The organism is Bacillus sp. FSL P4-0334, assembly GCF_038004825.1.
Lineage (GTDB): Bacteria > Bacillota > Bacilli > Bacillales > Bacillaceae > Bacillus > Bacillus velezensis.
This window is the reverse complement of sequence record NZ_JBBORX010000001.1, coordinates 3,083,028-3,106,316: the sequence shown is the minus strand read 5'-3', so window position 1 is coordinate 3,106,316 and position 23,289 is coordinate 3,083,028. Positions and strand designations below refer to the sequence as shown.

At 43.4% G+C, this 23,289-nt stretch carries 33 protein-coding genes; 11 read left to right on the top strand and 22 right to left on the bottom strand.

All coding sequences use genetic code 11. The features are described from left to right. The first annotated feature begins 100 nt into the window (after positions 1-100). Entirely contained in the window at positions 101-454 is a 354-nt protein-coding gene (locus NSQ37_RS15880; RefSeq protein ID WP_003153956.1) for a hypothetical protein, read from the top strand. 24 nt (positions 455-478) lie between these two features. Beyond that, on the top strand, positions 479-604 hold the full coding sequence (locus NSQ37_RS15875) for a hypothetical protein (RefSeq protein WP_013352436.1): 126 nt from the start codon (positions 479-481) through the stop codon (positions 602-604). Positions 605-656: 52 nt separating this feature from the next. On the opposite strand, the gene parC is transcribed toward NSQ37_RS15875, so the two are convergent. The 3 genes from parC to NSQ37_RS15860 all read right to left on the bottom strand — a co-directional run bounded on the left by parC (position 657) and on the right by NSQ37_RS15860 (position 5,881). Continuing rightward, the gene (parC, locus tag NSQ37_RS15870) at positions 657-3,080 is read right to left on the bottom strand and encodes a DNA topoisomerase IV subunit A (RefSeq protein WP_007410314.1); all 2,424 of its coding nucleotides are present in this window, start codon (positions 3,078-3,080) and stop codon (positions 657-659) included. Positions 3,081-3,082: 2 nt separating this feature from the next. Beyond that, positions 3,083-5,050 (bottom strand): DNA topoisomerase IV subunit B, encoded by a 1,968-nt coding sequence (gene parE / locus NSQ37_RS15865; RefSeq protein ID WP_007611767.1) that lies wholly within the window; start codon positions 5,048-5,050, stop codon positions 3,083-3,085. Between the two features lie 423 nt (positions 5,051-5,473). Continuing rightward, the gene (locus NSQ37_RS15860) at positions 5,474-5,881 is read right to left on the bottom strand and encodes a CoA-binding protein (protein WP_007410316.1); all 408 of its coding nucleotides are present in this window, start codon (positions 5,879-5,881) and stop codon (positions 5,474-5,476) included. Between the two features lie 151 nt (positions 5,882-6,032). Here NSQ37_RS15860 and plsY point away from each other — a divergent pair, with 151 nt between their 5' ends. Continuing rightward, positions 6,033-6,614 carry a glycerol-3-phosphate 1-O-acyltransferase PlsY gene (plsY, locus tag NSQ37_RS15855; protein ID WP_007410317.1) on the top strand — a complete coding sequence of 194 codons (582 nt, stop codon included), beginning with the start codon at positions 6,033-6,035 and terminating at the stop codon, positions 6,612-6,614. Between the two features lie 88 nt (positions 6,615-6,702). After that, positions 6,703-6,990 (top strand): HesB/YadR/YfhF family protein, encoded by a 288-nt coding sequence (locus NSQ37_RS15850; protein ID WP_007410318.1) that lies wholly within the window; start codon positions 6,703-6,705, stop codon positions 6,988-6,990. A 33-nt stretch (positions 6,991-7,023) separates the two neighbouring features. Here NSQ37_RS15850 and NSQ37_RS15845 read toward each other — a convergent pair whose 3' ends face one another. From NSQ37_RS15845 to acnA, 7 genes are all read right to left on the bottom strand, one after another. After that, a complete protein-coding gene (locus NSQ37_RS15845; protein WP_043021138.1) occupies positions 7,024-7,323 on the bottom strand; it encodes a hypothetical protein in 300 nt (99 codons plus the stop codon). A 15-nt stretch (positions 7,324-7,338) separates the two neighbouring features. After that, entirely contained in the window at positions 7,339-7,755 is a 417-nt protein-coding gene (locus tag NSQ37_RS15840; protein WP_003153973.1) for a YbgC/FadM family acyl-CoA thioesterase, read from the bottom strand. Positions 7,756-7,841: 86 nt separating this feature from the next. Beyond that, positions 7,842-8,084 (bottom strand): small acid-soluble spore protein Tlp, encoded by a 243-nt coding sequence (tlp, locus tag NSQ37_RS15835; RefSeq protein WP_007410320.1) that lies wholly within the window; start codon positions 8,082-8,084, stop codon positions 7,842-7,844. A 24-nt stretch (positions 8,085-8,108) separates the two neighbouring features. After that, positions 8,109-8,255, bottom strand: a complete 147-nt coding sequence (locus tag NSQ37_RS15830) for an acid-soluble spore protein N (protein WP_003153977.1) — start codon at positions 8,253-8,255, stop codon at positions 8,109-8,111. A gap of 63 nt (positions 8,256-8,318) precedes the next feature. Beyond that, on the bottom strand, positions 8,319-8,444 hold the full coding sequence (locus NSQ37_RS15825) for an FbpB family small basic protein (protein ID WP_012117651.1): 126 nt from the start codon (positions 8,442-8,444) through the stop codon (positions 8,319-8,321). A gap of 78 nt (positions 8,445-8,522) precedes the next feature. Beyond that, positions 8,523-9,032 (bottom strand): TlpA family protein disulfide reductase, encoded by a 510-nt coding sequence (locus NSQ37_RS15820; RefSeq protein WP_003153980.1) that lies wholly within the window; start codon positions 9,030-9,032, stop codon positions 8,523-8,525. A gap of 61 nt (positions 9,033-9,093) precedes the next feature. After that, the gene (acnA, locus tag NSQ37_RS15815) at positions 9,094-11,820 is read right to left on the bottom strand and encodes an aconitate hydratase AcnA (RefSeq protein ID WP_094031739.1); all 2,727 of its coding nucleotides are present in this window, start codon (positions 11,818-11,820) and stop codon (positions 9,094-9,096) included. Positions 11,821-12,051: 231 nt separating this feature from the next. Between acnA and sspO the strand changes: the two genes are divergently transcribed. The 4 genes from sspO to NSQ37_RS15795 all read left to right on the top strand — a co-directional run bounded on the left by sspO (position 12,052) and on the right by NSQ37_RS15795 (position 13,501). Next, positions 12,052-12,198: an acid-soluble spore protein SspO gene (sspO, locus tag NSQ37_RS15810; RefSeq protein ID WP_003153982.1), complete on the top strand. Its 147-nt coding sequence runs from the start codon at positions 12,052-12,054 to the stop codon at positions 12,196-12,198. 29 nt (positions 12,199-12,227) lie between these two features. Then, on the top strand, positions 12,228-12,374 hold the full coding sequence (locus tag NSQ37_RS15805; protein ID WP_003153984.1) for a small acid-soluble spore protein P: 147 nt from the start codon (positions 12,228-12,230) through the stop codon (positions 12,372-12,374). A gap of 93 nt (positions 12,375-12,467) precedes the next feature. Beyond that, complete coding sequence (locus NSQ37_RS15800; RefSeq protein WP_003153985.1) at positions 12,468-12,839, top strand: Hsp20/alpha crystallin family protein; 372 nt, start codon at positions 12,468-12,470, stop codon at positions 12,837-12,839. A 233-nt stretch (positions 12,840-13,072) separates the two neighbouring features. Beyond that, the gene (locus tag NSQ37_RS15795) at positions 13,073-13,501 is read left to right on the top strand and encodes a DUF2621 domain-containing protein (RefSeq protein WP_007410325.1); all 429 of its coding nucleotides are present in this window, start codon (positions 13,073-13,075) and stop codon (positions 13,499-13,501) included. A 27-nt stretch (positions 13,502-13,528) separates the two neighbouring features. On the opposite strand, the gene NSQ37_RS15790 is transcribed toward NSQ37_RS15795, so the two are convergent. The 3 genes from NSQ37_RS15790 to NSQ37_RS15780 all read right to left on the bottom strand — a co-directional run bounded on the left by NSQ37_RS15790 (position 13,529) and on the right by NSQ37_RS15780 (position 15,254). Next, positions 13,529-14,020 (bottom strand): CcdC family protein, encoded by a 492-nt coding sequence (locus tag NSQ37_RS15790; RefSeq protein WP_007611735.1) that lies wholly within the window; start codon positions 14,018-14,020, stop codon positions 13,529-13,531. 79 nt (positions 14,021-14,099) lie between these two features. Next, on the bottom strand, positions 14,100-14,462 hold the full coding sequence (locus NSQ37_RS15785) for a response regulator (RefSeq protein WP_007410327.1): 363 nt from the start codon (positions 14,460-14,462) through the stop codon (positions 14,100-14,102). 84 nt (positions 14,463-14,546) lie between these two features. Continuing rightward, positions 14,547-15,254, bottom strand: a complete 708-nt coding sequence (locus tag NSQ37_RS15780) for a cytochrome c biogenesis protein CcdA (RefSeq protein ID WP_088056486.1) — start codon at positions 15,252-15,254, stop codon at positions 14,547-14,549. A gap of 201 nt (positions 15,255-15,455) precedes the next feature. Here NSQ37_RS15780 and NSQ37_RS15775 point away from each other — a divergent pair, with 201 nt between their 5' ends. Further along, a complete protein-coding gene (locus NSQ37_RS15775; RefSeq protein ID WP_012117647.1) occupies positions 15,456-15,629 on the top strand; it encodes an aspartyl-phosphate phosphatase Spo0E family protein in 174 nt (57 codons plus the stop codon). 73 nt (positions 15,630-15,702) lie between these two features. On the opposite strand, the gene NSQ37_RS15770 is transcribed toward NSQ37_RS15775, so the two are convergent. The 6 genes from NSQ37_RS15770 to yneA form a co-directional block, all read right to left on the bottom strand. After that, a complete protein-coding gene (locus tag NSQ37_RS15770; protein ID WP_003153994.1) occupies positions 15,703-15,921 on the bottom strand; it encodes a YneF family protein in 219 nt (72 codons plus the stop codon). 85 nt (positions 15,922-16,006) lie between these two features. After that, positions 16,007-16,453 (bottom strand): sporulation inhibitor of replication protein SirA, encoded by a 447-nt coding sequence (gene sirA, locus NSQ37_RS15765; protein WP_253612955.1) that lies wholly within the window; start codon positions 16,451-16,453, stop codon positions 16,007-16,009. A gap of 151 nt (positions 16,454-16,604) precedes the next feature. Then, positions 16,605-18,608 (bottom strand): transketolase, encoded by a 2,004-nt coding sequence (tkt, locus tag NSQ37_RS15760; RefSeq protein ID WP_015239927.1) that lies wholly within the window; start codon positions 18,606-18,608, stop codon positions 16,605-16,607. Between the two features lie 166 nt (positions 18,609-18,774). After that, positions 18,775-19,008, bottom strand: a complete 234-nt coding sequence (locus NSQ37_RS15755) for a DUF896 domain-containing protein (protein ID WP_003153997.1) — start codon at positions 19,006-19,008, stop codon at positions 18,775-18,777. 68 nt (positions 19,009-19,076) lie between these two features. Then, the gene (locus tag NSQ37_RS15750) at positions 19,077-19,727 is read right to left on the bottom strand and encodes a YneB family resolvase-like protein (protein ID WP_003153998.1); all 651 of its coding nucleotides are present in this window, start codon (positions 19,725-19,727) and stop codon (positions 19,077-19,079) included. 15 nt (positions 19,728-19,742) lie between these two features. Next, positions 19,743-20,054 carry a cell division suppressor protein YneA gene (gene yneA, locus NSQ37_RS15745; protein ID WP_003154001.1) on the bottom strand — a complete coding sequence of 104 codons (312 nt, stop codon included), beginning with the start codon at positions 20,052-20,054 and terminating at the stop codon, positions 19,743-19,745. A 156-nt stretch (positions 20,055-20,210) separates the two neighbouring features. On the opposite strand from yneA, the gene lexA reads away from it, so the two are divergent. Next, complete coding sequence (gene lexA, locus NSQ37_RS15740) at positions 20,211-20,831, top strand: transcriptional repressor LexA (protein WP_076424212.1); 621 nt, start codon at positions 20,211-20,213, stop codon at positions 20,829-20,831. 338 nt (positions 20,832-21,169) lie between these two features. On the opposite strand, the gene NSQ37_RS15735 is transcribed toward lexA, so the two are convergent. Continuing rightward, positions 21,170-21,598, bottom strand: a complete 429-nt coding sequence (locus NSQ37_RS15735) for a hypothetical protein (RefSeq protein ID WP_015239926.1) — start codon at positions 21,596-21,598, stop codon at positions 21,170-21,172. Positions 21,599-21,751: 153 nt separating this feature from the next. On the opposite strand from NSQ37_RS15735, the gene NSQ37_RS15730 reads away from it, so the two are divergent. Continuing rightward, complete coding sequence (locus tag NSQ37_RS15730) at positions 21,752-22,201, top strand: YndM family protein (protein ID WP_003154009.1); 450 nt, start codon at positions 21,752-21,754, stop codon at positions 22,199-22,201. A gap of 29 nt (positions 22,202-22,230) precedes the next feature. Here the strand turns inward: NSQ37_RS15730 and NSQ37_RS15725 are convergent, their stop codons facing one another. Beyond that, positions 22,231-23,061: a prohibitin family protein gene (locus tag NSQ37_RS15725; RefSeq protein WP_007410333.1), complete on the bottom strand. Its 831-nt coding sequence runs from the start codon at positions 23,059-23,061 to the stop codon at positions 22,231-22,233. Next, complete coding sequence (locus NSQ37_RS15720) at positions 23,048-23,197, bottom strand: hypothetical protein (protein ID WP_007410334.1); 150 nt, start codon at positions 23,195-23,197, stop codon at positions 23,048-23,050. Before NSQ37_RS15720 ends, NSQ37_RS15725 begins: the two co-directional genes overlap by 14 nt. Positions 23,198-23,289 lie beyond the last annotated feature (92 nt).

Here is a 23,289-nt window from a genome sequence, read left to right as displayed (position 1 = left end):
CCAGGATAATAATTTTTTAAATTTAATAAATATGTTTACTTTACATTTAAATTAGGGTATTATAATAAAAATATTCAGACTTATGAAGGGGGGAGAACATTTGAAAAAAATCTTGTTTTTAAAAGCTTCTATTTTATTTTTAGCGATTGCAAGCTTTCATTTGCTCTCCATTCCCCATGCGTTCGATACTGCTCATCATTTTAAAGCGGTAGCCGACCAGCAGGAAATGCACGAAATGAAGGCCGGCCAAAATGCTGATGATGAGAAAAAATCGCTGACGGGCTCATATATCTTGACGGCGCTTTTTGCCGCTTCTGTCTCACTGATCGTGATATCAGACAGGAGACGCCCCGCTTCCCGGAGAAGACAGCGAAAGAAAAGCTTTTTAATCGCTAAATTTTATCAGTCCTCGTATTTCGATGAGCTTCATGTTCAACATCGCCTATCTATGTAACATAAAATGAGGAGGTTGTTAAACATGTTGTTTATCTTACGAATGGTGATTTTAGGGTTGTTTTCATTCACTGCATTGAATTTATTTGTATGGCAGGGAATCGAAGTCGTTCACGCTATCACTGACTTATTCGGCAGCCATGAAAGCTAAATAGTAAAACCTCCGCTCAATGAGCGGAGGTTTTTTTATTTTATTTTTACTCTTAAACATCAGACGCGGGGATACGCCATACATCTGTTACCGGCCCTGTCTCATCTTCATCGGTAAAGAAGGAGCCGTTGCTGTATCGGTCATTCGCCCGCAAGGACTTCACGGCGATTTCGATTCTCTCGCCTTTTTCTGTTTCCGCAGCGATCATGTCGGCTAAAGCGCACGCGAATACGCCGACTGCGCGATGCGGGTTCTTTTTAAGCTCACGCAGCATGATGACACCGCGCTTCGCCCTGGATGTTTTTTCGAATTCAGATAGGTTCATCCGCTTGATTGCTCCCCGCTGTGTGACAAGGACAAGCGAATCTGTCTCATGCAGGATTTGTCCTGATACGACGGTATCACCGTCTTTTACATTTATGCCCTTTACGCCGGCCGCACGGGCACCGACTACATTTACTTCATCTTCACCGAACCATAAACCATACCCGAGGCGAGTGGCGATAAACAGCTGGCTGCCGCCGTCTGTGACATGAACATCAATCAGCTCGTCGTCCCCTTTAAGGTTAAGGGCAACAAGCGCTTTCGAGTAACGCTGCGCTTTGTAATGCGTCATTTCAGTTCTTTTCACCATGCCGTTTTTCGTCATAAACAATAAATATGAAGATGGATCAAATTCTTTTACCGGTATAGCTTTCACGATGGTTTCATCTCGGTCAATCGTGATGATGTTCGTTACGTGCTGCCCCATGTCTTTCCACCTGATATCGGGAAGCTGGTGAACCGGACAATAAACATAGCTTCCCTTATTGGTAAAGAGCAGGAGAACATCCGTTGTATTCATTTCAAATTGGTGAATCAGCCTGTCAGTATCCTTCATACCGAAATCCTGGCCGTTAGAAGCGGCAAATGACCGCTGGCTTGTTCGTTTTACATAGCCGTCTTTTGTGACTGTCACATATACGTCCTCAGAGGCAACCATGACTTCAAGATTGATTTTAATTTCCTCAATCTTTTCTTCAATGACAGACCGTCTGCTGTCAGCATAGGTCTTTTTCAATTTTTTCAGGCTGCTTGTAATGACTTTTAACAGCTTTTTATCATGACTTAAAATGGCTTCGAGCTCCTGAATTTTCTTGCTGAGCTCTTCCGCTTCCTCTTTTAGCGCCGTAATATCCGTGTTTGTCAGACGATACAGCTGCAAGGATACGATCGCTTCGGCCTGCGGCTCCGTAAATGCGAATTTAGACATTACGTTTTGTTTCGCATCTTTCTTGTCGCTGCTTGCCCGGATGACGGCTATGACCTCATCTAACACAGACAGTGCCTTCATCAGTCCTTCAACGATGTGGTGCCGCTCTTTTGCTTTTTGCAATTCAAAGACGGAGCGGTTTGTCACCACTTCCTTCTGATGGGAAATATACGCATCCAGGATGGCCGTAAGACTCATCAGCATCGGCCGGCGGTTATGTATGGCGACCATATTAAAGTTATAAGTTGTCTGCAGATCAGTGTTTTTATATAAGAAATTCAGGATGCCTTTTGCATCGGCTTCTTTCTTTAACTCAACGACCACCCGAAGCCCCGTGCGGTCAGTTTCATCCCGGACTTCAGAAATGCCTTCGACTTTTTTGTCGATGCGGTATTCGTCCATTTTCTTTACGAGATTGGCTTTGTTTACTTCAAACGGAATTTCTGTAATGACGATCTGCTCCCGTCCGCCTCTTACGGATTCCACTTCAGCCTTGCCGCGGATAATAATTTTGCCTTTTCCGGTTTCATAAGCCTTCCGAATGCCGTCGACTCCTTGAATAATGCCTCCTGTCGGAAAGTCAGGCCCTTTAATCACCTGCATCAAGTCATCGACGGTGCAATCCGGAGATTCAATCCGTTTAATGACGGCATCAATGACCTCACCCAGATGATGAGGGGGAATATCAGTCGCATAGCCCGCTGAAATCCCGGTTGATCCGTTGACAAGCAAGTTAGGGAACATGGCGGGCAAAACAACCGGTTCTTTACTAGTGTCATCAAAGTTCGGAACGAATTCAACCGTATTTTTATCAATATCACGCAAAAGCTCTGACGCGATAGAAGATAATCTCGCTTCCGTATAACGCATGGCAGCCGGCGGATCACCGTCAATGCTTCCATTGTTGCCGTGCATCTCAATCAGCACATTCCGCACTTTCCAATCCTGGCTCATCCGCACCATCGCTTCATAAACAGAGCTGTCACCGTGCGGATGATAATTACCGATAACGTTCCCGACCGTTTTCGCCGCTTTACGGAAATTTTTATCGAATGTATTTCCGTCCGCGTGCATGGCGTATAAAATTCTCCGCTGCACCGGCTTTAAACCGTCACGAGCGTCGGGCAGCGCCCTGTCTTGAATAATGTATTTACTGTAGCGTCCGAAACGGTCGCCGATTACTTCTTCTAACGGTAAATCATGAAATAATTCTGGCTGTGCCACTATTAAACCTCCTCAGCGACCGACAAGTTTTCATTTTCTAAAATATTGCTTTCCTCATCTAATCCGAAGGCAACATTTTTTTCAATCCATTTTCTTCTCGGTTCTACTTTGTCTCCCATTAATGTCGTTACACGGCGTTCTACCCGTGCCGCATCGTCGATCTTGACTCTGACGAGCGTTCGCGATTCGGGATTCATCGTCGTTTCCCAGAGCTGGTCTGCGTTCATTTCTCCCAACCCTTTATAGCGCTGGATGGTATACCCTTTGCCGACTTTCTTTAAAACGCCGTCCATTTCTTCGTCGGACCAAGCATATTCAATAATCTCTTTCTTACCGCTTCCTTTACTCACTTTGTAAAGAGGCGGAAGGGCGATGAAGACTTTTCCGTGCTCGATTAAAGGTTTCATATAGCGGTAGAAAAACGTTAACAGCAAGACTTGAATGTGCGCGCCGTCGGTATCCGCGTCCGTCATGATGATGATCTTGTCATAATTGATGTCGTCTATCTCAAAATCTGCGCCGACACCGCCTCCGATCGCATGAATAATCGTATTGATTTCTTCATTTTTGAAGATGTCTGCAAGCTTTGCTTTCTCTGTGTTGATGACCTTTCCGCGAAGGGGCAGCACGGCTTGGAATTTCCGGTCTCTTCCCTGTTTTGCAGAACCTCCCGCAGAGTCTCCCTCCACCAGATACAATTCATTCTTCGCCGGGTTTCTGGAACCGGCCGGTGTGAGTTTTCCGCTCAGCGTCGCTTCTGATTTTTTGCGTTTTTTGCCGCTTCTCGCTTCTTCTCTCGCTTTACGGGCCGCTTCACGGGCCTGGCTTGCTTTAATCGCTTTTTTGACAAGCAGGGTTGCCGTATCGCGGTTTTCTTCCAAGAAATAAGCAAGATTCTCGGAAATGACGGCATCCGCGGCGGATCTCGCCTCACTTGTGCCAAGCTTCCCTTTCGTCTGGCCTTCAAATTGCAGCAGTTCCTCCGGGATACGCACGGAAATGATTGCGGACAAACCTTCCCTGATATCGGCGCCTTCAAGGTTCTTGTCTTTCTCTTTTAAAAGGGCGACCTTTCGCGCATACTCGTTAAACGCTCTTGTCATTGCCGTTTTGGCTCCTGATTCGTGGGTGCCGCCGTCCTTTGTTCTGACGTTATTAACGAATGACAGCATATTTTCTGAATACCCGTCATTAAACTGAAACGCGAAATCGACTTCAATGTCATGATGCTCGCCTTCAAAGGAAACCACTTCGCATAAAGCGTCTTTTTCCTCGTTTAGATAAGCGACAAATGCTTCAATTCCGTTCTCATAATAAAATACTTCTTTTACGCCGTTCCGTTCATCAATTAATTCTATTTTCAAACCTTTTAACAAGAAAGCCGATTCGCGCAGACGTTCTGACAGCGTGTCAAAATTATAAACCGTTGCGCTGAACATTGACGGATCAGGTTTAAAATGGGTAAGCGTTCCCGTTTTTTTGGTCGTTCCGATTTTTTCAAGTGAAGTCACGGGCTTGCCGCCGTTTTCAAACCGCTGTTTATACACATATCCGTCACGCTCAATAGTAACCGTCAGCCACTCTGATAATGCGTTTACGACAGATGCGCCGACACCATGCAGACCGCCGCTTGTTTTATAGCCGCCCTGTCCGAATTTCCCCCCGGCATGCAGCACGGTGAAAATAACTTCCGGCGTCGGCTTTCCGAGCTTATGCATCCCGGTCGGCATTCCGCGTCCTCTGTCCTGTACAGAGATGCTGTTGTCCTTATGTATCGTTACGATAATATGATCTCCGTAGCCGGCAAGAACTTCATCGACGGAATTGTCGACGATCTCATATACCAGATGGTGCAGGCCGCGTGCGTCCGTCGAACCGATGTACATTCCCGGTCGTTTTCTGACGGCTTCCAGGCCTTCAAGCACCTGTATGGCATCTTCGTTGTAATCAAATTGCTGTTTTCTAGCCAAACGTACAAACCCCTTTCAAAAAACCTGCTCTTAATCATTCTCTTTTTTAAATGTTTTCATGTCTTTGTTTTTCAGTATGCGCAAGCTTCGGTCCAATTCTCCTCGGACTCACAATTATAACCAATATGCTTGATTTCGCAACATATTTAAGCGAATGGCTCGTTTTTTAGGCCGCAAGACATACATTCGAACGGCTTTTCATCTTTCTGGTGCCCTTTTCAGCGAATAAGAACATGAGTTCGCTTTCTATTATATAGCTTTATGCCGGCCATCGCAAACAGACTGTAAACCCCTGTATAAAGGGGTTTCTAAAAAAGCTGTTCATGCTTTATTGTATCTGTTTCATCATCATACGCAAAGAGTATTCTTTCAATAAAAAAGCAAAAACCCCTGATTTGCCAAGGATTTTTGCCTTTTTTGTTCCTATTTTATAACAGCGCGGGCGACTTTTATACATAAATCCATAACAGCCGTCCGTCCTTTGTCTGTAATCATGCGATACGCTTCTTCATTTGCAAGGCCCTGCTGCGCCCAAAAAACGGGAGCGTCCGTCTGTAAAAATTCTTCAGCGACGCCGGGAAGCTGCTCAGAGCGTCTGAACACATTCACGATATCAATCGGTCCCTCCACGTCTTTTAATGAAGCGACGGCTTTAACGCCAAGCGCCTCATCAATCGTTGGATTGACGGGAATAATTTCATACCCTTCATCCTGCATCGCTTTGGAAACCATGTAAGAAGTCCGGTCGGGACGATCTGACAGCCCGACGACTGCGATCCGTTTGCTCCGGTCCAGGATTTCTTTAATCTCTGATTTTGAAGGATTTTGCATCTTTACCATCTCCTTTTGATATATTGTACATGACCGCTTCGCCGGAATCAAAAAAAGCGCTTTGTCAGCTTAATTCTCAAAAAACTTGTCATCAGACGGTAACAACTCGTGTTAAAATAGAGTGAAGGGACATTGAAAAGGAGAAATGTAGATGTTGATTGCTTTATTGATTATTTTGGCCTATGTAATAGGCAGCATCCCGTCAGGTTTAATCGTAGGCAAACTTGCGAAAGGGATCGATATTAGAGAACACGGAAGCGGCAATTTGGGCGCTACAAATGCTTTTCGCACGCTTGGCGTTAAAGCGGGATCTGTTGTCATCGCAGCCGATATTTTAAAAGGCACCTTGGCCGCGGCGCTCCCATATTTACTGCACGTCCCCATTCATCCTCTTCTCGCAGGGGTGGCAGCAGTAATCGGCCATGTATTCCCCGTGTTCGCAAAGTTTAAGGGAGGCAAAGCCGTAGCCACATCAGGGGGCGTCCTGCTGTTTTATGCTCCGCTGTTATTCGTTACGATGGTTGCAGTATTTTTCGTATTTTTATTCCTTACGAAATTTGTTTCTCTGTCTTCAATGTTAACAGGGATTTATACGATTATTTACTGTCTGTTTGTAAAAGACCCTTATTTATTAGTCGTAGTGACGCTCTTGACTGCGTTTGTTATCTACAGACACAGGGCAAACATCAAAAGGATTATAAACAAAACAGAACCGAAGATTAAATGGTTTTGATGAAACTTCAATTTTGACATCAAAATGCCATATGCGTTTATAATAGAGATAATTTCTTTATATGAGAAACAAAAAGGGAGTGTTCCGGATGAACATGAAAGTAACGAAAGGCGCGCTGGATTGGTACAAAGAAGAGCTCGATCTGGAAACAGGCGACCATGTCCGTTTCTTTGTCCGTTACGGGGGATGCAGCAACGTTCAGAAAGGCTTTTCTCTCGGCATTTTAAAAGACCGGCCGATGAACATCGGCACCAGCACGGAAGTTGAAGGCATTACCTTTTTTATTGAAGAAAGCGACTTATGGTACTTTGATAATCACGATTTGTCAGTCACATATTCAGATCAGGCAGAAGAGCCGGTATTTGATTACGTGTAAGAAAAAAAGAACGCAGCGGATGCGTTCTTTTTTTTACAGCCTGAACCTTTTGAGATGATCAGTCAGATGTTCTTTTTCTAATATGCTTCTTTGCGTATCACCGAGCAGGTCAAAGTGGGGAAATTCATTTTTATGGTGAATCCACTCCGGCTTCAGCCCGTATTCCGCTCCCCATCTGATCAGTTTATTGAGATCGCTTGAACCGGCCTTCGTCACGGTCTTAGCCTCCGGAAAACGGTCATCCAGCCAGTAATGCGTTAAAAAAGCGATTTTCCCTTCCGATACATCCCGCTTCCATCTTTCCAGTTCCCTGCGCGTAATTCCAAATGCCATAACTGCAGCCGCTCCTTATTTTTTTGCCTTTTCGTAAGCGGCATGCCAATCAGGAAAAGCCTTGCGAAACTGAATCGGTTTGAAGCTCTCTTTATCAACGCATATATGAGAGGATGTCGCTTTGATGGCAAGTTCTTGATCCGGATTATAGATGTGGTAGCCGTAAACGGTTTTAAATCCGTTATATTCTTCAATCCAAGTATGTACGACAGCCGTTTCTCCGTAGCGGAGCGGCTTTTTATAAGAAATGCTGATATCCAATACAGGGGACAGCACTCCTCTATCTTCCATATCCTTGTAAAGGAATCCGAGTTCCTTAATCAGCGCCGTTCTGCCGACCTCCATCCAGACTAAGTAATTGGCATGATAGACGATACCCATTTGATCTGTTTCCGCATAACGCACTTCTATTTCTTTTTTTGACACATGCAACGTTCTCTGCTCCCTTATTATCAGATTAGCCCCATTTTATCACAACGAGCCGGAAAGAGAAAAAAACCAGGTTTCCCTGGTTTTTATTATGATTGATAGCCGTTTTCTCTTGCAGCCGATTCATCCTGGATTTCACTGCGGAACGATTCAATGCTTTCATTGCGTCTGGCATTCTTCTCTTGAATGCGCTGTTTTTCCTCATCTGTCGCAAATTCCATTGATTCTTTGGCTTCTTCTATATTTTCAATGGTATTCTGCACCATATCCTGCAGCTTTTCAACGTTATCGGAACGGTCATCCGGATTCGGTTTTTGATAATTGTTTGTCATAATGTCTGCTCTCCTTTGATGATGTTATTCGCCTTTCGTCTGCATGACAATCGGATGTCCGTTTGACTTGTCATGAAACTTTTCCCCTTTGTTGCGTTTATATTTAACGGGTTTTGTCCCTAAGTGGCTCGGAGCGTATTGCGGCTGGCCGTCTTTCTTGTTTATGCCCATGTTCATCCCTCCTTAAGAGTATATTTTGCAAAAGGAGGTGCAAACATGACTGCAAATTAAAGGTTATTTTTGTTTGAACCGCTGCTCCAGCTTTTCTTCAAGCTGATTCAAATATTCCGTATTGGTCATCAGCTCACGTTTATTTTCCATAACCAATTCATGAAAAGAACGTTTTCGCATTTTTTTCAATCTTCTCACCTCCGTGTTTTCATTCATTTTTTCCAATTTTTCAAAACCTAAGCCCTTCACAATAAAAAAACTGAACCTCTATTTGAGATCCAGTTTTTCTTTCATTTCTTTTTTTGTCATCGTGCCTACGCGAATATGCTGAATGGTTCCTTTTTCGTCTAATATGTATGTTGTCGGATAAGAAAGCACGTTGAAATCTCCGTTAATTCCGCTTTTGTCAATCAGAATAGGAAAGGTCAGCTGATAATGATCAGCAAATGATTTCACAGCCTGTATATTTTTTTCAGAGGATGTAAAATTAACGGCTGCTACCGCAATATCAGGATATTCTTTCTGCAGCTCCTGCATATCGGGCATTTCCATTCGGCACGGCTTGCACCACGTCGCCCAGAAATTGAGGAGCACTTTTTTTCCTTTATAATCAGAAAGGGAGATACTTTTTCCTGACAAGGTATCAAGTGTAAAGTCAGGGGCTTTCATCCCTTCTTCCGTCCCTTCTTTCGGACTTTTTTGTACAGAATAAATGTTCCAGCCCGCATACACTAACAACCCGATAAGTAACATTCCGCCCAGCCATTTCGCAAGCATCTCAAGGCCTCCCGCATAAAAAGAGAGAAAGCAGACTGCTTTCTCTCCTTTGTTCATACTGCTACTGTTTCATTTTATCGCGAAGCACCATTTGTAAAATGCCGCCGTGGCGATAGTAATCAATTTCCACTTCACTGTCAAAACGGACAACAACTTCAAATGTTTTTACCTTACCGTCTTCACTGATTGCTCTGACAGTCAGCAAGTCGCGCGGACGTACAGATTCATCAACATCCACCTCGATGACTTCCTTACCGGTTAAGCCGAGTGTATCCGCGTTTTCACCCTGTTTGAACTGAAGCGGCAGCACACCCATGAAGACGAGGTTGCTTCTGTGAATTCTTTCAAAGCTTTCGGCAATGACTGTTCTGATGCCGAGCAGGTTTGTTCCTTTTGCAGCCCAGTCACGTGAAGAGCCCATTCCGTAATCTTTTCCGGCCAGGACGACAAGACCCGTTTTATCATCTTTATACCGCATGCAGGCATCATAAATAGATGTCACTTCCCCGGTAGGCCAATGTGTTGTGTATCCGCCTTCTGTACCCGGTGCGATTTGGTTTTTAATGCGGATATTGGCGAATGTTCCTCTCATCATGACTTCATGGTTTCCGCGGCGTGAGCCGTAAGAGTTAAAGTCACGAGGAGAAACGCCTTTTTCCTGCAGGTATTTGCCCGCCGGTGTGTCTTTTCCGATCGCTCCGGCCGGAGAAATGTGGTCAGTCGTCACAGAATCGCCGAATTTGCCGACAACGCGAAGTCCTCTTAAAGGCTCAACTTTTCCCGGCTCTACAGACATTTCCTCAAAGAACGGCGGGTTTTGAATGTAAGTGGAATCCTGATCCCACTTGTACAGCGCTTCATCCGTCGTTTCGATTTCGTTCCAGCGCTGGTTGTCGTCAAATACCGTTTCATACTCTTTGCGGAATAATTCCGGCGTAACAGTCTGTTTGACGAGAGAATTGATTTCATCCATGGACGGCCAGATGTCATCGAAATAAACATTTTGTCCGTCATTTCCGACACCGATCGGATCCGTTTTCAGGTTGATATTCACAGTGCCTGCTAATGCGTATGCGACAACAAGCGGAGGTGACGCAAGGTAGTTTCCTTTGACAAGCGGATGGATCCGGCCTTCAAAGTTTCTGTTACCTGACAAGACAGAAGTGATCAAGAGATCATTTTTAGCAACCGCTTCTTCAATCTCTGGAGAAAGCGGGCCGGAGTTCCCGATACATGTCGTACAGCCATACCCTACGAGGTTAAATCCGAGCTCCTTCATGTAAGGAAGCAGGCCGGAGTTGACTAAGTATCCAGTAACAACCTTAGACCCCGGTGCAAGTGATGTTTTAACATAATTCGGCACTTTCAAGCCTAATTCTACCGCTTTTTTGGCTACCAATCCGGCACCGATTAATACATAAGGGTTTGATGTATTCGTACAGCTTGTAATAGCGGCGATTGCAATCGCCCCTGTTTTCATAACCGCATCTTCGCCGCTGTTAAGTTTAAATGAAATTTCTTTGTTCTCTTCATCAGCATCCGCTCCGAATCCTTGGTTGCCGGCCGGGCTGACTAGATGTTTTTTAAACGTTTCCTGCATAACGGAAAGCGGGATTAAATCCTGCGGACGTTTCGGTCCTGATAGGTTCGCTTCAATTTTTGACAGATCAATTTCCACAACGTCTGTAAAAATCGGCTCTTCCGCGTCAGGCGTATAGAATAAACCGTTGTTGCGGCAGTATGCTTCCACAATATCGATCTGCTCTTCTTCACGGCCGGTCAGACGCAGGTAAGAAAGTGCTTCCTCGTCAACCGGGAAGAATCCGCAAGTCGCTCCGTATTCCGGCGCCATATTGGCAATAGTCGCCCGATCCGCAAGCGGAAGCTCAGCAACACCAGGACCGAAGAATTCAACAAATTTATTGACTACGCCTTTTTCGCGCAGCACTTGAGTGACTTTCAGCGCCAAGTCAGTCGCCGTCGTTCCGTTAGGCAATTTTCCGACAAGTTTCGCGCCGATGACCTCAGGAACAGGGAAATATGAAGGCTGGCCGAGCATTCCCGCTTCCGCCTCAATACCGCCGACACCCCAGCCGAGGACGCCGATTCCGTTAATCATTGTTGTATGGGAATCTGTTCCCACCAAAGTATCAGGATATGTCACAAGTTCTCCGTCTTCCTCTTTCGTATGAACGACACTTGCCAAAAACTCAAGGTTTACCTGGTGAACGATACCTGTTGCAGGCGGAACGGCCTGATAATTGTTAAACGCTTTCTTTGCCCAGCTTAAAAATTTATAACGTTCTGCATTTCTTTCGAATTCTAAGTCCATATTAATGGCTAACGCGTCTTCCGTACCGGCTTTGTCGACTTGTACGGAGTGGTCAATGACCAGGTCAACCGGAATTTCAGGATTGATTTTATCAGGGTCTCCGCCGACAGAAGCCATGGCTTTTCTTAAAGATGCCAGGTCAACTACGGCCGGAACGCCGGTAAAGTCCTGTAGAATAACCCGTGACGGTTTAAACGGCACATCGATATCTTTTAATTCAGCAGTACCCCATCTTGCTAAATTTTCAACATGCTCTTTTGTAATGACGCGTCCGTCTACCTGACGCAAAACGGATTCCAAAAGAACCTTAATAGAATAAGGAAGTTTTGAAACATTGCCGACCCCTGCGTCTTCCAATGCTTTTAATGAATAGTAGTTGTATGTTTTCCCATTTGAAGAAAATGTTTTTCTTGCTTGGAAAACGTCTTGTGTTGCGACTTTTTGCTGATTTGTCATTCTCCAAAATCCCCCTTCAATGATCAAGATCGTTCTTTAGATGAATGTTCACATTCCATCACAATTTTCTCACAATTTCATCTTAGTATAAAATCATACATAAGTAAATATCAATGTTTTTATTAAATACAATAAGATCGTCTTATCAGCATGATTTTCGGTAAATTTTGTCCGATTTTCCGCCTCATACAACGGGCTGTAAAGAGCCATATTAATGTTGAGGTGATGATCATGGTAAAACGGAAAGCCAATCATGTCATTAACGGCATGAATGATGCGAAAAGCCAAGGCAAAGGCGCGGGTTATATAGAAAATGACCAGCTCGTCCTGACGGAAGAAGAACGGCAGAACAATAAAAAAAGAAAAACAAACCAATAGCCGGAACACCTTAAAAAGGAGGCATTAACATGACAAATAAAAATACGAGTAAAGATATGCATAAAAATGCTCCGAAGGGCCATAACCCCGGCCAGCCGGAACCGCTGAGCGGAAGCAAAAAAGTAAAAAACCGCAACCATACAAGACAAAAACATAATACAAGCCACGATATGTAAAACAGACCCCGTGTCTGTTTTTTTGTGCCATTCACCCATTCAAAGCTTCTGCATACGTTATAGCAAGGCTTTTTAATATGGAGGGATGCTTCCATGAATCACTCAAAAAACGCTGAAGAATTTGATGATACGGAAGAATGGCTGCGGCAGTTTTACGAGGACCCGTATGCTTGGTATGACGAGACGCTGCCGATCGATCTATATGAAACAAGCCGTCAATATATCATTGAAGCCGACCTGACGGCGCTGAAGCAGGTGCAAGCGATAACCGTCACTCTTTCGGGGAATGAATTTATGCTCTCTGTTAAAACGCTTGAACGGACGTTAAACAAACAAATGGTGCTTCCTTTTTATCTGAATGACAAACATATTTTCACTGATTTCACCAACCATATTCTGACCGTCTCCATGAACAAGGAGCCAAATGAGACTCCTGCCTCATTTTCCTTTCAATTTCCTCTATAACATAAAAAAGCCGCTTTCATCCCTCAATGGAAGCGGCTTTTTTGTCCGGTCATATCAGTCATATACCCTCAAAGTGAATCTCCCATGGCCAAATAGCAGAATCACTATACGATAGAATATGTTCTACCAACCGGAATGACTGGACATCTATCATTTTTTCTATTCTTTTTTTCATGTGTTCTTCTATTCTGTCTTCGTTTACAATATGGTTAAAGTAAGGAGGAGATAGAACAATGCTGGAAGGCTGGTTTATGTGGTTTATTTTATTTTGGGTCATCGTGATGATCGGATTGCTGTCTATCGGCGGGTTTTTTATGTTTCGAAAATTTTTAAAACGCTTACCGAAAGAAGACGGCCGGTCAGAACTGGATTGGCAGGACTATTATATTGAAAAAAGCAGGCACTTATGGAATGAGGGTGACAAGGCGTTTTTGGATGAATTGGTCGCCCCCGTGCCGGAGCTCTTTCGGGATGTAGCCAAAGCGAAAATCGCCGGAAAAATCGGTGAACTTTCCTTAGCGGAGGAAGCTGAACAAATAAATCGTGATTTAATCATCAGGGGTTACATACTGGCCACTCCTAAGCGTGATCATCAATTTTTAAAAAAGCATCTCCGTGAAAAACAGATTGATCTTACTCCTTATCAAGCCCTGCTCAAATAAAAAACCTTTCCGGCGTACGGAAAGGTTTTAATTCATCTGAATATCAGCGGTCTTCAGTTCATTCGAAAGTTTGCGGTAAGACAAAAACATCGCGATGCGCCACGGGACAATCATTCCGAAAGCCAGAATCCAAAACATTCCGCTTAAAGCTCCGTAATCAATCGTCGTGCTCAAAATGGATTTCATAGCGATTCTGATAACCAAGAGACCAATCAGGATAAACACAAACGCTTTTGACCGTTTTAAATAGATTTCATTATTTTTAATCTCAAATTTAGATGTTTTAATCAGAAAAATAGAGAAGATCACGCCCAGCGTAATGGCCTCCAAAAATTCTTCGCCCGTCACTCTGAAAATCGGAAAAAGGAACATAAGCGCTCCCGTACTCATGAAAATCGGCGGGAGAATTATTTTTTTAGGTGAAGCGGGCTTGTCGGAGGATTTAATCCTGACGATCATCACGGAAATTGCCATGGCCGCTGCAATAACGGATGAAATTATAATCATCATCTTTATCATTCCTTTGCTTGCACGGAGTTTGATACTATATACTATACTCCAAAAACATAAAAAAAACCAATTTGAAAAGAGAACACGTTTACGTTCCCGTTACCCGGCCTACGGCCTCCAGCACTTTAGATGCTTCAAACGGTTTAACGATAAAGTCTTTAGCGCCTAATTCAATCGCTTCCAGAACGATCCGCTGCTGCCGCATGGCGGTGCACATGATGATCCGGGCTTTCGGGTCAAAAGCTAAAATATCCTGCAGGGCCTGTATACCGTTTTTGACCGGCATGGTAATATCCATTGTCACCAGGTCGGGACGGATTTTTTGATATACTGCCAGGGCTTCCTCACCGTCAGCCGCTTCCCCGGCAACTGTATAATTCGCCGATTCCAGAATCTCTCTGATTTTCACCCTCATGAACTTGGCGTCATCTACAACTAAAACTCGTGTCATATTCCCCTCCACATATTTAACATTAACTAGTCTTATTGTACCAAAAACAAAAGGGTATATAATAGTTCAAAAGTTATTAATCCGTTACAGACCCGTAAATCCTCCGAAAAGATTTGACAGAACGATCAGAATGTAGCTCATCCAGTTAAAAAACAGCATAACTCCGATCAGAATCATAAGAATGCCGCCGATTTTCATGATAAGCAGCTGATGCTTGCGAATCCAATTCATTCTGGTAATAAAAAATGAAAGAACAAGAAAAGGAATCGCAAATCCGAGAACATATAAAAACATATACGGCACTGCTGAAGAAGGATTTGTATTGGCCAGCGAAAACACGGCCCCTAAAATGGGCCCGCTGCACGGCGACCAGCCGGCTGCAAACGCAAGACCGATCAGAACCGAACCGATAAACCCCTCCGGACGGCGCTTAAAGTGAATGCGCCGCTCTTTCATCATGAATTTCGGCTGAAACACACCGGCAGTAATCAGCCCGAAAAGGATCAGCATGATAGCGCCAAACTGGCGGATCGCTTCATGATATTGGGTAAAAAAACTGCCGATAAACGAAGTTCCATATCCCAATGCGATAAAAATCACGGAGAAACCAAGCAAAAAACAAAGTGTATGCACGAGGCCACGCTTTTGCAGCATCACCTTTTCTGTTTTCACCTCGTCCATACTGACACCAGTTATGTAAGATAAAAAGGCGGGGTACAACGGCAGACAGCATGGAGAAATGAAAGACAGAAATCCGGCCCCAAACGTCAGAAAGTAATTAAAACTCACGATGACACACTCCCTTCGAGTTATGACAAAATCATTTCATTTTTTTAACACTTTTCCGAGAAGGATTACTTTTTATAGAAAAAGCTTATATAATTTAATTTGACATCGAGATATTATACTCCTTCTTATTTGAAAAACAGTATAAATGTGGATATAATAATAGCGACTCAGGTGAAAGATTTATGTATGAAAGGATATATCCCTGTGATTAGAGAGCATCTATTAAATGAAATTGAAAAAAAACGGGCAGAGCTGCTTAAAATCGTCATGACAAACGGAATGACATCAAACATTACGATAGAACTCAGCCAGGAGCTTGACCACCTTCTCATACAATACCAAAAAGAACTGCACACCGGCAGTTGGGGTGAAACATGACGCCAAAATAAAAAACCCTCTCCGGGTTTTTTATTTTTATAACCATGTATCTCTATATCATAATCTGTACGTATTATTTCGCTTGATTATTCATGGCTTTCATCATTTGATTAATTTTCTTTTGAGAAGGTTTCATTCCCATTTGCATCATCATCATGCGTAACATTTGTTCATTAATAGGCGGATTCTTTTTCAAATAGCTCATCATATATTTACGAGCAATAAAAAACCCGAGTGCAACACCTATGAGCAATGCGACAACGCCCACTAGGATGCCAACCCATAAAGTCATTTTATTTCCTCCTTCATGTTGTCTAGTTTAAAGTGTACTAAACCAAAGGCTATTATACAACATTTACATCTCTTTTTCCTCGTTTTTAGACAAAATTTCTTTCTCTGACCGGATTTAACCACCCGTAGCGCCGTGTCTTGAAATCCATTGCAAGAAAACAGGGGCTGATTTTACGCAGAATCTCAAAGAAAATCGTTTCCGCCTCATAATCTCCCGAAGCCGCAATCTCAATTAAACTGTCTTTCATCATGAAGGTGGCGCGGCCCTTTTCTCCAGGCAGTGTAAGCCGGTAAATGGAATCCAAACAGCTGTAACTCATTCGGTTTAAATGCAGCTGGAGACGCTGATGCATATGTATCACCGGAATCGGTTCCGTTATATATTGAACTTGCTTTTCTGTCATTTGATATTCCTGGGGCGTCAGATCTGTCCAATGATAGTCTCGAAACAACTCAAACATAGCCGTTTCCCGCCCGAAGTAGTGGTTGGCAAACTCATCCTTTATCAGGTGCGTATAGTAATGACGTTCCATTTCCTCATCCCCTTTTACAGCGCTTCGTTATTGCTTTCTATTATACAAAAGGAGAAAAGAAAGAATTGTCTATTACTGTTACGCCGCTCCTTCTATTTTTGTCGCATAAACAGGAAAAAGAGGATGATTTGACTCATCCTCTTTTGTCTCGTTATTTGTTTAAAAGTTTTTTCACGCGGTCAACCACGTTTCCTGCAGTAAATCCGTATTCTTTCATAATTGTTTCTCCCGGAGCTGAAGCACCGAAACGGTCAATTGCGAGAACGTCTCCTTCAAGACCGGTAAATTTACCCCATCCGAAGCTTGAACCCATTTCGATCGCAAGACGTTTCGTCACATTCGGAGGAAGCACGCTGTTTTTGTACTCAGCCGATTGTTTTTCAAAGCGGTCCCAGCTCGGCATGCTGACTACAGATACGTGAATGTTTTCTTCAGCCAGTTTCGCTTGAGCTTCGATCGCAAGTCCGACTTCAGAACCTGTCGCTAAAAGAAGAGCGGCCGGTGATTCCGTTTGGGCTTTGGAAACGATATAAGCCCCTTTTTCCACGCCCGCATACGCTTCTTCAGCCTGCTGATCAATCGTCGGCAGGTTTTGGCGTGTCAATACAAGAGCTGTCGGATGATCTTGGCTTTGAACGGCAACCTTCCATGCAGCTGCGGTTTCATTTCCGTCAGCAGGTCTGATCACAGAAAGGTTAGGAAGTGCGCGTAAAGAAGCAAGCTGCTCAATCGGTTCGTGAGTCGGCCCGTCCTCTCCTACGGCAATACTGTCATGCGTGAATACATAAGTGACGGGAAGACCCATCAATGACGCCAGGCGAATGGCAGGTCTTAAATAATCAGAGAACACAAAGAATGTGCCGCCGAATACGCGGAGGCCGCCGTGAAGCGCCATTCCGTTTAATGCAGCGCCCATCGCAAATTCACGGACACCGAACCAGAAGTTTTTCCCGGCGTAGTCTTTGGCCGTGAAGTCTCCTCCATTTTTGATTGTCGTTTTATTTGAACCCGCAAGGTCAGCAGATCCCCCGACAAAGAAAGGAATTTTCTTAGCGATTCCGTTCAGCACCTCACCTGAAGATGCGCGGGAAGCAAGGCTGCTGCCTTTTTCATAAACGGGAACTTCCTGATCCCAGTCTTTAGGAAGCTCGCCTTTCATACCGAGTGACAGCTGTTCAGCAAGCTCAGGATATTTTTCTTTATAAGCCGCGAACAGGTCATTCCATTCCTGTTCTTTTTTCGAGCCGGCTTCTTTTACCGCTTTATTGAAATGCCCGTATACTTCTTCCGGAACATAAAAATCTTCTTCAAACGTCCAAGCATACGCTTCTTTTGTCAGCTTGCTCTCTTCTTGTCCTAACGGAGCGCCGTGAACGCCGGATGTGCCCGCGCGGTTTGGAGAACCGAAACCGATTGTCGTTTTCACTTCGATCAATGTCGGTTTTTTATCATTCTGGCGCGCTTTTTCAATTGCAGCCGTCAATTCAGCAATGTTGTTTCCGTCCTCAACATAAAGAACTTCCCAGTTCATTGCTTCAAAACGCTGCTTTACATTTTCAGAGAAAGAACGGTCTAAATCGCCGTCTAAGGAAATGTCATTAGAATCGTATAATACGATCAGGCGGCCTAATTCAAGATGGCCTGCAAGAGAAGCGGCTTCGGAAGAAATGCCTTCCATTAAATCGCCGTCTCCGCAAATACTGTATGTATAATGATCAACTACGTTGAATGAATCACGGTTATATGTCTCAGCCAGATGGCGTTCTGCAATTGCCATTCCCACTGCCATTGCAATACCCTGTCCAAGCGGCCCGGTAGTTGCGTCTACTCCGGCTGTATGCCCGAACTCCGGATGTCCCGGTGTTTTGCTTCCCCATTGACGGAACTGTTTCAAGTCTTCAATGCTGAGGTCATATCCGCTTAAATGCAGCATGCTGTATAAAAGCATTGAACCGTGGCCTGCTGATAAAACAAAGCGGTCGCGGTTAAACCAGCCCGGATTCTGCGGGTTTACATTCATAAATTTCGTCCACAACGTATATGCCATCGGAGCGGCTCCCATCGGCATGCCCGGATGTCCGGAATTCGCTTTTTCAATTGCGTCTATAGATAGTGTACGAATGGTGGCAACTGATTTCTTTTCAATTGTATCCATTATAATCCCCTTCCATATTGTTGTACCTTTTCATCATAAAGCGATGCTGACTTTTTCTCAACTCTTTCAGCTTAAATTTGAGATAAACTTGTTGAAAATTGTCGTAAAGCACATCCTGATATTAGTATATACGAAAAAAGAATACGTATTGCCGTATTCTTTCTGTTTAATGAAGATTATTTTTCTGTTGTTCTCTTTTTAGTTTTTCAGGGGTGACATCGTTGCCTTCCGGATCAATCACTTTTACGCTCTTTAACGTATTTTTCATTGAGGAGCGGAATCCTTTCAAATACTCCTGGCGAAGCTTTTGCTGTTCAGCTTTTTCCTCATCCGTTATCGTGTTTGATTTAGCTTTTTGAGCCAATTCGTTAATTCTTGCGATTTTTTCTTTAGAAATCATAATAAGCTCCTTTGGTGCGTGTTGATTATATACTACTAAAACGCAGTCTTTTTTACAACTGATGCGCGTCAGCTGCCTTCTGTGTCTGCGGTATATTCCTGAAACCGCCGGTGAACCGTGGCTTTGGACACATCGTAGCCGAATCCCCTTAAGGTCGCTGCGATTTCTGCAAAGGTAAGCTTGTTGGCTCTCAGCCTGATAATTTCCGAAACCGGAACCTCTTTTTTTTCTTTTCCGCTGTTTTCATGTCTGTTTTTCAGATTCCGTTCAGGTTTGTAGCCGTTTTTCACGGCTCTTTTCATTCCCCGCCGGATTTTCATATTGTGAATTTTCCTTTGATATTCCTCAACAATACTGACGATTTCGAGTACCATCGAATCAGCTTCGGAAAGCTCCAGTTCACCTTTATGAGCCGTCGTATATATTTTTACGTTCTCCCTGTAAATGCAATGCAAAAGCGCAATCTTGGCGTTTCCTCTTCCCAATCTCGTTTCGTCCTGCACCAATATCGCGTCAATATGTGATTTTTTAATTTCATCAAGCATTTCAAATACTCCGTCGCGGTCCATTTCGTAACCGCTGGCTTTCTCAGAAATGACTTTCACGACTTCCATGCCGTTTGCAGCAGCGATCTCACTGAGCTCCTCCTCCTGTCTTTTTAATGACGTTTGCTGCTGTTCTTTGTTTGTGCTTACGCGGGCATAAATGAGCGCCTTCATTTCTCTCTTTCCTCTCTAATTGACAATGGCCAGCTGATATACGGCCGGATGCTTTTTCTTAACCGGAAGAATAAGTTCGTCTCCGGGCTTTATATCAGCAGTTTGGAGATGATTATTCTCCGTCACCCACTCAATGAAATCTTCTTTATTAATGTGTTTCTTTTCTGCTACATGATCCGCAAGTGACCAGAGTGTATCGCCGTCCTGAACCTTTATTTTAACATATTGGCTGAGGGACTGATCATTTCCCGCACATGAGACAAGTAAAATAGCGGCACTTAAAATCGCAGTAAACAGTCCGACAAATATAATAGATTCTTTCGCCATGTAAACAACCTCCGATAAGAATGTTTGTTCGCTTTTTATATCTTTCAGTATATACGAACAAACGTTTCTGTCAATCGTTTTTTTCGAACCTATGTTTGTACTGTCAGGAAAATCATGCTATAATCTACTTAAAATCGACGTTTTGAGGTGCGAAATATGACGAAGCTATCAAAAAGGCAGCTTGATATCCTGCGTTTTATTAAAGAAGAGGTAAAAACGAAAGGATATCCGCCTTCTGTAAGAGAGATAGGAGAAGCAGTAGGACTGGCTTCCAGTTCAACCGTGCACGGCCATTTGGCGCGGCTGGAGACAAAAGGCCTGATCAGACGGGACCCAACTAAACCGAGGGCGATTGAGATATTGGATGAAGAAGAAGTCCACATTCCGAAAAGCCAGGTCGTAAACGTTCCGGTCATCGGGAAAGTGACGGCGGGTATTCCGATTACGGCTGTTGAAAATATCGACGAGTATTTTCCGCTTCCTGACCGGATGGTTCCTCCGGGCGAACATGTCTTTATGTTAGAAATCATGGGAGAAAGTATGATCGACGCCGGCATTTTTGACAAAGATTACGTCATTGTCAAACAGCAGAACACGGCCAATAACGGAGAAATCGTCGTAGCTATGACCGAAGATGATGAAGCGACGGTCAAGCGCTTCTATAAAGAAGACAATTATGTGCGGCTGCAGCCGGAAAATCCGACGATGGAGCCGATTATCCTGCAAAACGTAAGCATTTTGGGGAAAGTTATCGGCGTATTCAGAGCCGTACATTAATTCTATTAAACTTCATTTATCGTAAAAAACCCCTCTGTAAGGGGTTTTTTTGCATAAAAAAAGCAGATTCGCCCTGGCTTAAGAAACGAATCTGCTAAGGAGGAAAAACTTACATCCTTATTATCCGACATCACACTTTTGAAGTCAACTAATAATGTTTCCCCCGAGAAACTTTTCATTCATTTTTTAACTTTGTATATTTGTGCGTGATGAATTTACTTTTATTTATGTTTCCTTTGGGCGGGTGCATTAAAATTTATATATGAATATTTAGTACATAGTACAATAAGTTATATTTAAATATAAAAAAACCCGCTGCCTTTAGCGAGTATCTATTTTCAATCAAAATGATAATACTCTACACCGTAAAACCCTTTAATATAGACGGGGCCACAGACGTTTGAAGAACTTTCAACCAGAATTCTGTATTTGTGATACGGATCAATTGATTTTTTATCCTGGGCACTGAGGTTTAACCAGCTGCCGCTGTAGTTTTTAGAACTTAATGTATAAAAATTCCCGTTCAGCGCCATCCGCTGGAGTTTCATGCTTAAACCGCACGAAGAGTTGTTCATTATGGTGAACTTATATCCTAAAAAGTAATCGTCGGCAGCTACAGCCCCCGGATTTTCAATATGAAACTCTTTTGCATTTCCCTCCAAAGTGAAGCTTGTTTTTGATCCGAATTCAGTGGTAGCCGCTTCAGCTGAGTGTATTCCGCTAAAACATAATAAAAAAACAGCAATACATATCCAGTATTTTTTCATTTACATCCCCCTTTTTACATATTTTAACTTGCGAATCCTGTGATGTCTATTCACATTTTATTAAAACGTATACTTTATAACCACTATATACCAGTTTAAAAATTTGCGGATTGCTCACAATGAAGACTAAACGAAATAACGAAGGTGGTTCAAATGAAACACGTAATTGCTTTCGCTTCTAAAACGGCGCTCACACTTGCTTTACTGTACATTGTTCTGGATCTTATGTACCAAGTAACCTTTTTAAACGTTCTGTTTATTACAGTGATCTTAAGTTTAATCACTTATTTTGCGGGTGATTGCATGATTCTGCCGAGAACAAGCAATTTCACAGCCGTTGCAGCTGATTTCGGAATTTCATTCATTATATTATGGATATTCCTTATGAATATTGGCGGATTTAATGTCTCTCCTGCCGCGGCATCGGTTATCTCTGCACTTTGCATTTCTGTTTTTGAGGCATTTTTTCACCGGTATTTGCAGCAATATGTACTTCCCGAAGATTATCAGGACACAACAGAGACGGATAGCACGCTATGGAGCTATCAAACCGAGGCGTCTGAAGAATTAGTGCCGGAAAAAGACCCTCAGGAAAAAACATAAAAAGGAGGCGCAATCGCCTCCTTCTCTTTTTATTTTTGCTTCTGATCGTCCAGCGGCAGCTGCAGCAGTGAGTCTGTGCCTGTCGCTTTCGGCGTTTTTCCGTCCCATTTTTCAATCCATTTATATTTGATCATTTCATCGGACATTGATTTCTTTATGATTTCGTTATAATCAGCGATCCCTTCCGCTTCAATTTTTTTCTTTTTCGCTTCGGCTTCGGCTATTTTAATTTCAGTTTGTGTCCGTTCAAGTTCCTGTGAAGACTTCACCCTTGCATCGATAGCTTCCTGTGTGGCTTTATCCGGCTTCGGTACGCCAAGCGTCAGATCATCAATTAAAAATCCAAGACTCTTCATATCATCAGCAAATCTCTTTTGAACATCGGCAGCGGCTTCTGCAGATTTTTGCCCGTACGTGTCAATAACCGAGTATTTGCTGATTGATTTTCGCGCCGCATCCCACAGCCTTGTTTTTAAATATGTATTTTCAATCGTTTCAACGTCTACCGCTCCGAATTTGTTAAACAGATCGACTACTTTATCAGGCTGCACGACATAGTTGTAAGCGATATCCATTTCTATATTTTTACCGTCTGAGGTTGCCACTTTTATATTTTCATTATTCACTGTCTGCATACGCACCGGATATTCCGTTACTTTATTAAATAATCCGACTAAGTGCCAGCCTTGGTCCAATGTGTCGGATTTTACCCCGCCATTCGGTGAGTATACAACCCCGACATAACCATTCGGTATTTTTTCAATGAATAGTGACGCTGTAACGCCCGCAATTAAAAGGGCTGCACCTATAATCACACCGCCGATAATTTTTTTTGTGTTTCCGCGCTTATTTTCGCTCATGCTGATCTTCTTCCTCCCATGACTTTTTGAATTTTTTGGCTCCGCTTCCCACTTGTTTAAAGATTGGACTAAGCATCAGCCATAAACCGAATCCGATGATGACAAGAAGAATGATAGACCCGATCATCACTTTCATTTGCCCACCTCTTTTCTTTCATCCTGTCAATTATGTATACGATCTTAAGAACTTAAAGTTTCATAAATTTCAAAAGAAAAAGCCCCGCCGAC

Coding starts and splice junctions, on each gene's coding strand:
- NSQ37_RS15830 (WP_003153977.1), bottom strand. CDS start 8,255: ATGGGCATAAACAAGAAAGACGGCCAGCCGCAATACGCTCCGAGCCAC.
- plsY (WP_007410317.1), top strand. CDS start 6,033: ATGTTGATTGCTTTATTGATTATTTTGGCCTATGTAATAGGCAGCATC.
- tlp (WP_007410320.1), bottom strand. CDS start 8,084: ATGACAAACAATTATCAAAAACCGAATCCGGATGACCGTTCCGATAAC.
- tkt (WP_015239927.1), bottom strand. CDS start 18,608: ATGGATACAATTGAAAAGAAATCAGTTGCCACCATTCGTACACTATCT.
- NSQ37_RS15750 (WP_003153998.1), bottom strand. CDS start 19,727: ATGAAGGCGCTCATTTATGCCCGCGTAAGCACAAACAAAGAACAGCAG.
- NSQ37_RS15875 (WP_013352436.1), top strand. CDS start 479: ATGTTGTTTATCTTACGAATGGTGATTTTAGGGTTGTTTTCATTCACT.
- NSQ37_RS15755 (WP_003153997.1), bottom strand. CDS start 19,008: ATGATTTCTAAAGAAAAAATCGCAAGAATTAACGAATTGGCTCAAAAA.
- NSQ37_RS15850 (WP_007410318.1), top strand. CDS start 6,703: ATGAACATGAAAGTAACGAAAGGCGCGCTGGATTGGTACAAAGAAGAG.
- yneA (WP_003154001.1), bottom strand. CDS start 20,054: ATGGCGAAAGAATCTATTATATTTGTCGGACTGTTTACTGCGATTTTA.
- sspO (WP_003153982.1), top strand. CDS start 12,052: ATGGTAAAACGGAAAGCCAATCATGTCATTAACGGCATGAATGATGCG.
- NSQ37_RS15770 (WP_003153994.1), bottom strand. CDS start 15,921: ATGACTTTATGGGTTGGCATCCTAGTGGGCGTTGTCGCATTGCTCATA.
- acnA (WP_094031739.1), bottom strand. CDS start 11,820: ATGACAAATCAGCAAAAAGTCGCAACACAAGACGTTTTCCAAGCAAGA.
- NSQ37_RS15725 (WP_007410333.1), bottom strand. CDS start 23,061: ATGAGCGAAAATAAGCGCGGAAACACAAAAAAAATTATCGGCGGTGTG.
- NSQ37_RS15785 (WP_007410327.1), bottom strand. CDS start 14,462: ATGACACGAGTTTTAGTTGTAGATGACGCCAAGTTCATGAGGGTGAAA.
- NSQ37_RS15790 (WP_007611735.1), bottom strand. CDS start 14,020: ATGATAAAGATGATGATTATAATTTCATCCGTTATTGCAGCGGCCATG.
- lexA (WP_076424212.1), top strand. CDS start 20,211: ATGACGAAGCTATCAAAAAGGCAGCTTGATATCCTGCGTTTTATTAAA.
- NSQ37_RS15860 (WP_007410316.1), bottom strand. CDS start 5,881: ATGCAAAATCCTTCAAAATCAGAGATTAAAGAAATCCTGGACCGGAGC.
- NSQ37_RS15730 (WP_003154009.1), top strand. CDS start 21,752: ATGAAACACGTAATTGCTTTCGCTTCTAAAACGGCGCTCACACTTGCT.
- sirA (WP_253612955.1), bottom strand. CDS start 16,453: ATGGAACGTCATTACTATACGCACCTGATAAAGGATGAGTTTGCCAAC.
- NSQ37_RS15720 (WP_007410334.1), bottom strand. CDS start 23,197: ATGAAAGTGATGATCGGGTCTATCATTCTTCTTGTCATCATCGGATTC.
- NSQ37_RS15845 (WP_043021138.1), bottom strand. CDS start 7,323: ATGGCATTTGGAATTACGCGCAGGGAACTGGAAAGATGGAAGCGGGAT.
- NSQ37_RS15795 (WP_007410325.1), top strand. CDS start 13,073: ATGCTGGAAGGCTGGTTTATGTGGTTTATTTTATTTTGGGTCATCGTG.
- NSQ37_RS15805 (WP_003153984.1), top strand. CDS start 12,228: ATGACAAATAAAAATACGAGTAAAGATATGCATAAAAATGCTCCGAAG.
- NSQ37_RS15735 (WP_015239926.1), bottom strand. CDS start 21,598: ATGAAAAAATACTGGATATGTATTGCTGTTTTTTTATTATGTTTTAGC.
- NSQ37_RS15820 (WP_003153980.1), bottom strand. CDS start 9,032: ATGCTTGCGAAATGGCTGGGCGGAATGTTACTTATCGGGTTGTTAGTG.
- NSQ37_RS15800 (WP_003153985.1), top strand. CDS start 12,468: ATGAATCACTCAAAAAACGCTGAAGAATTTGATGATACGGAAGAATGG.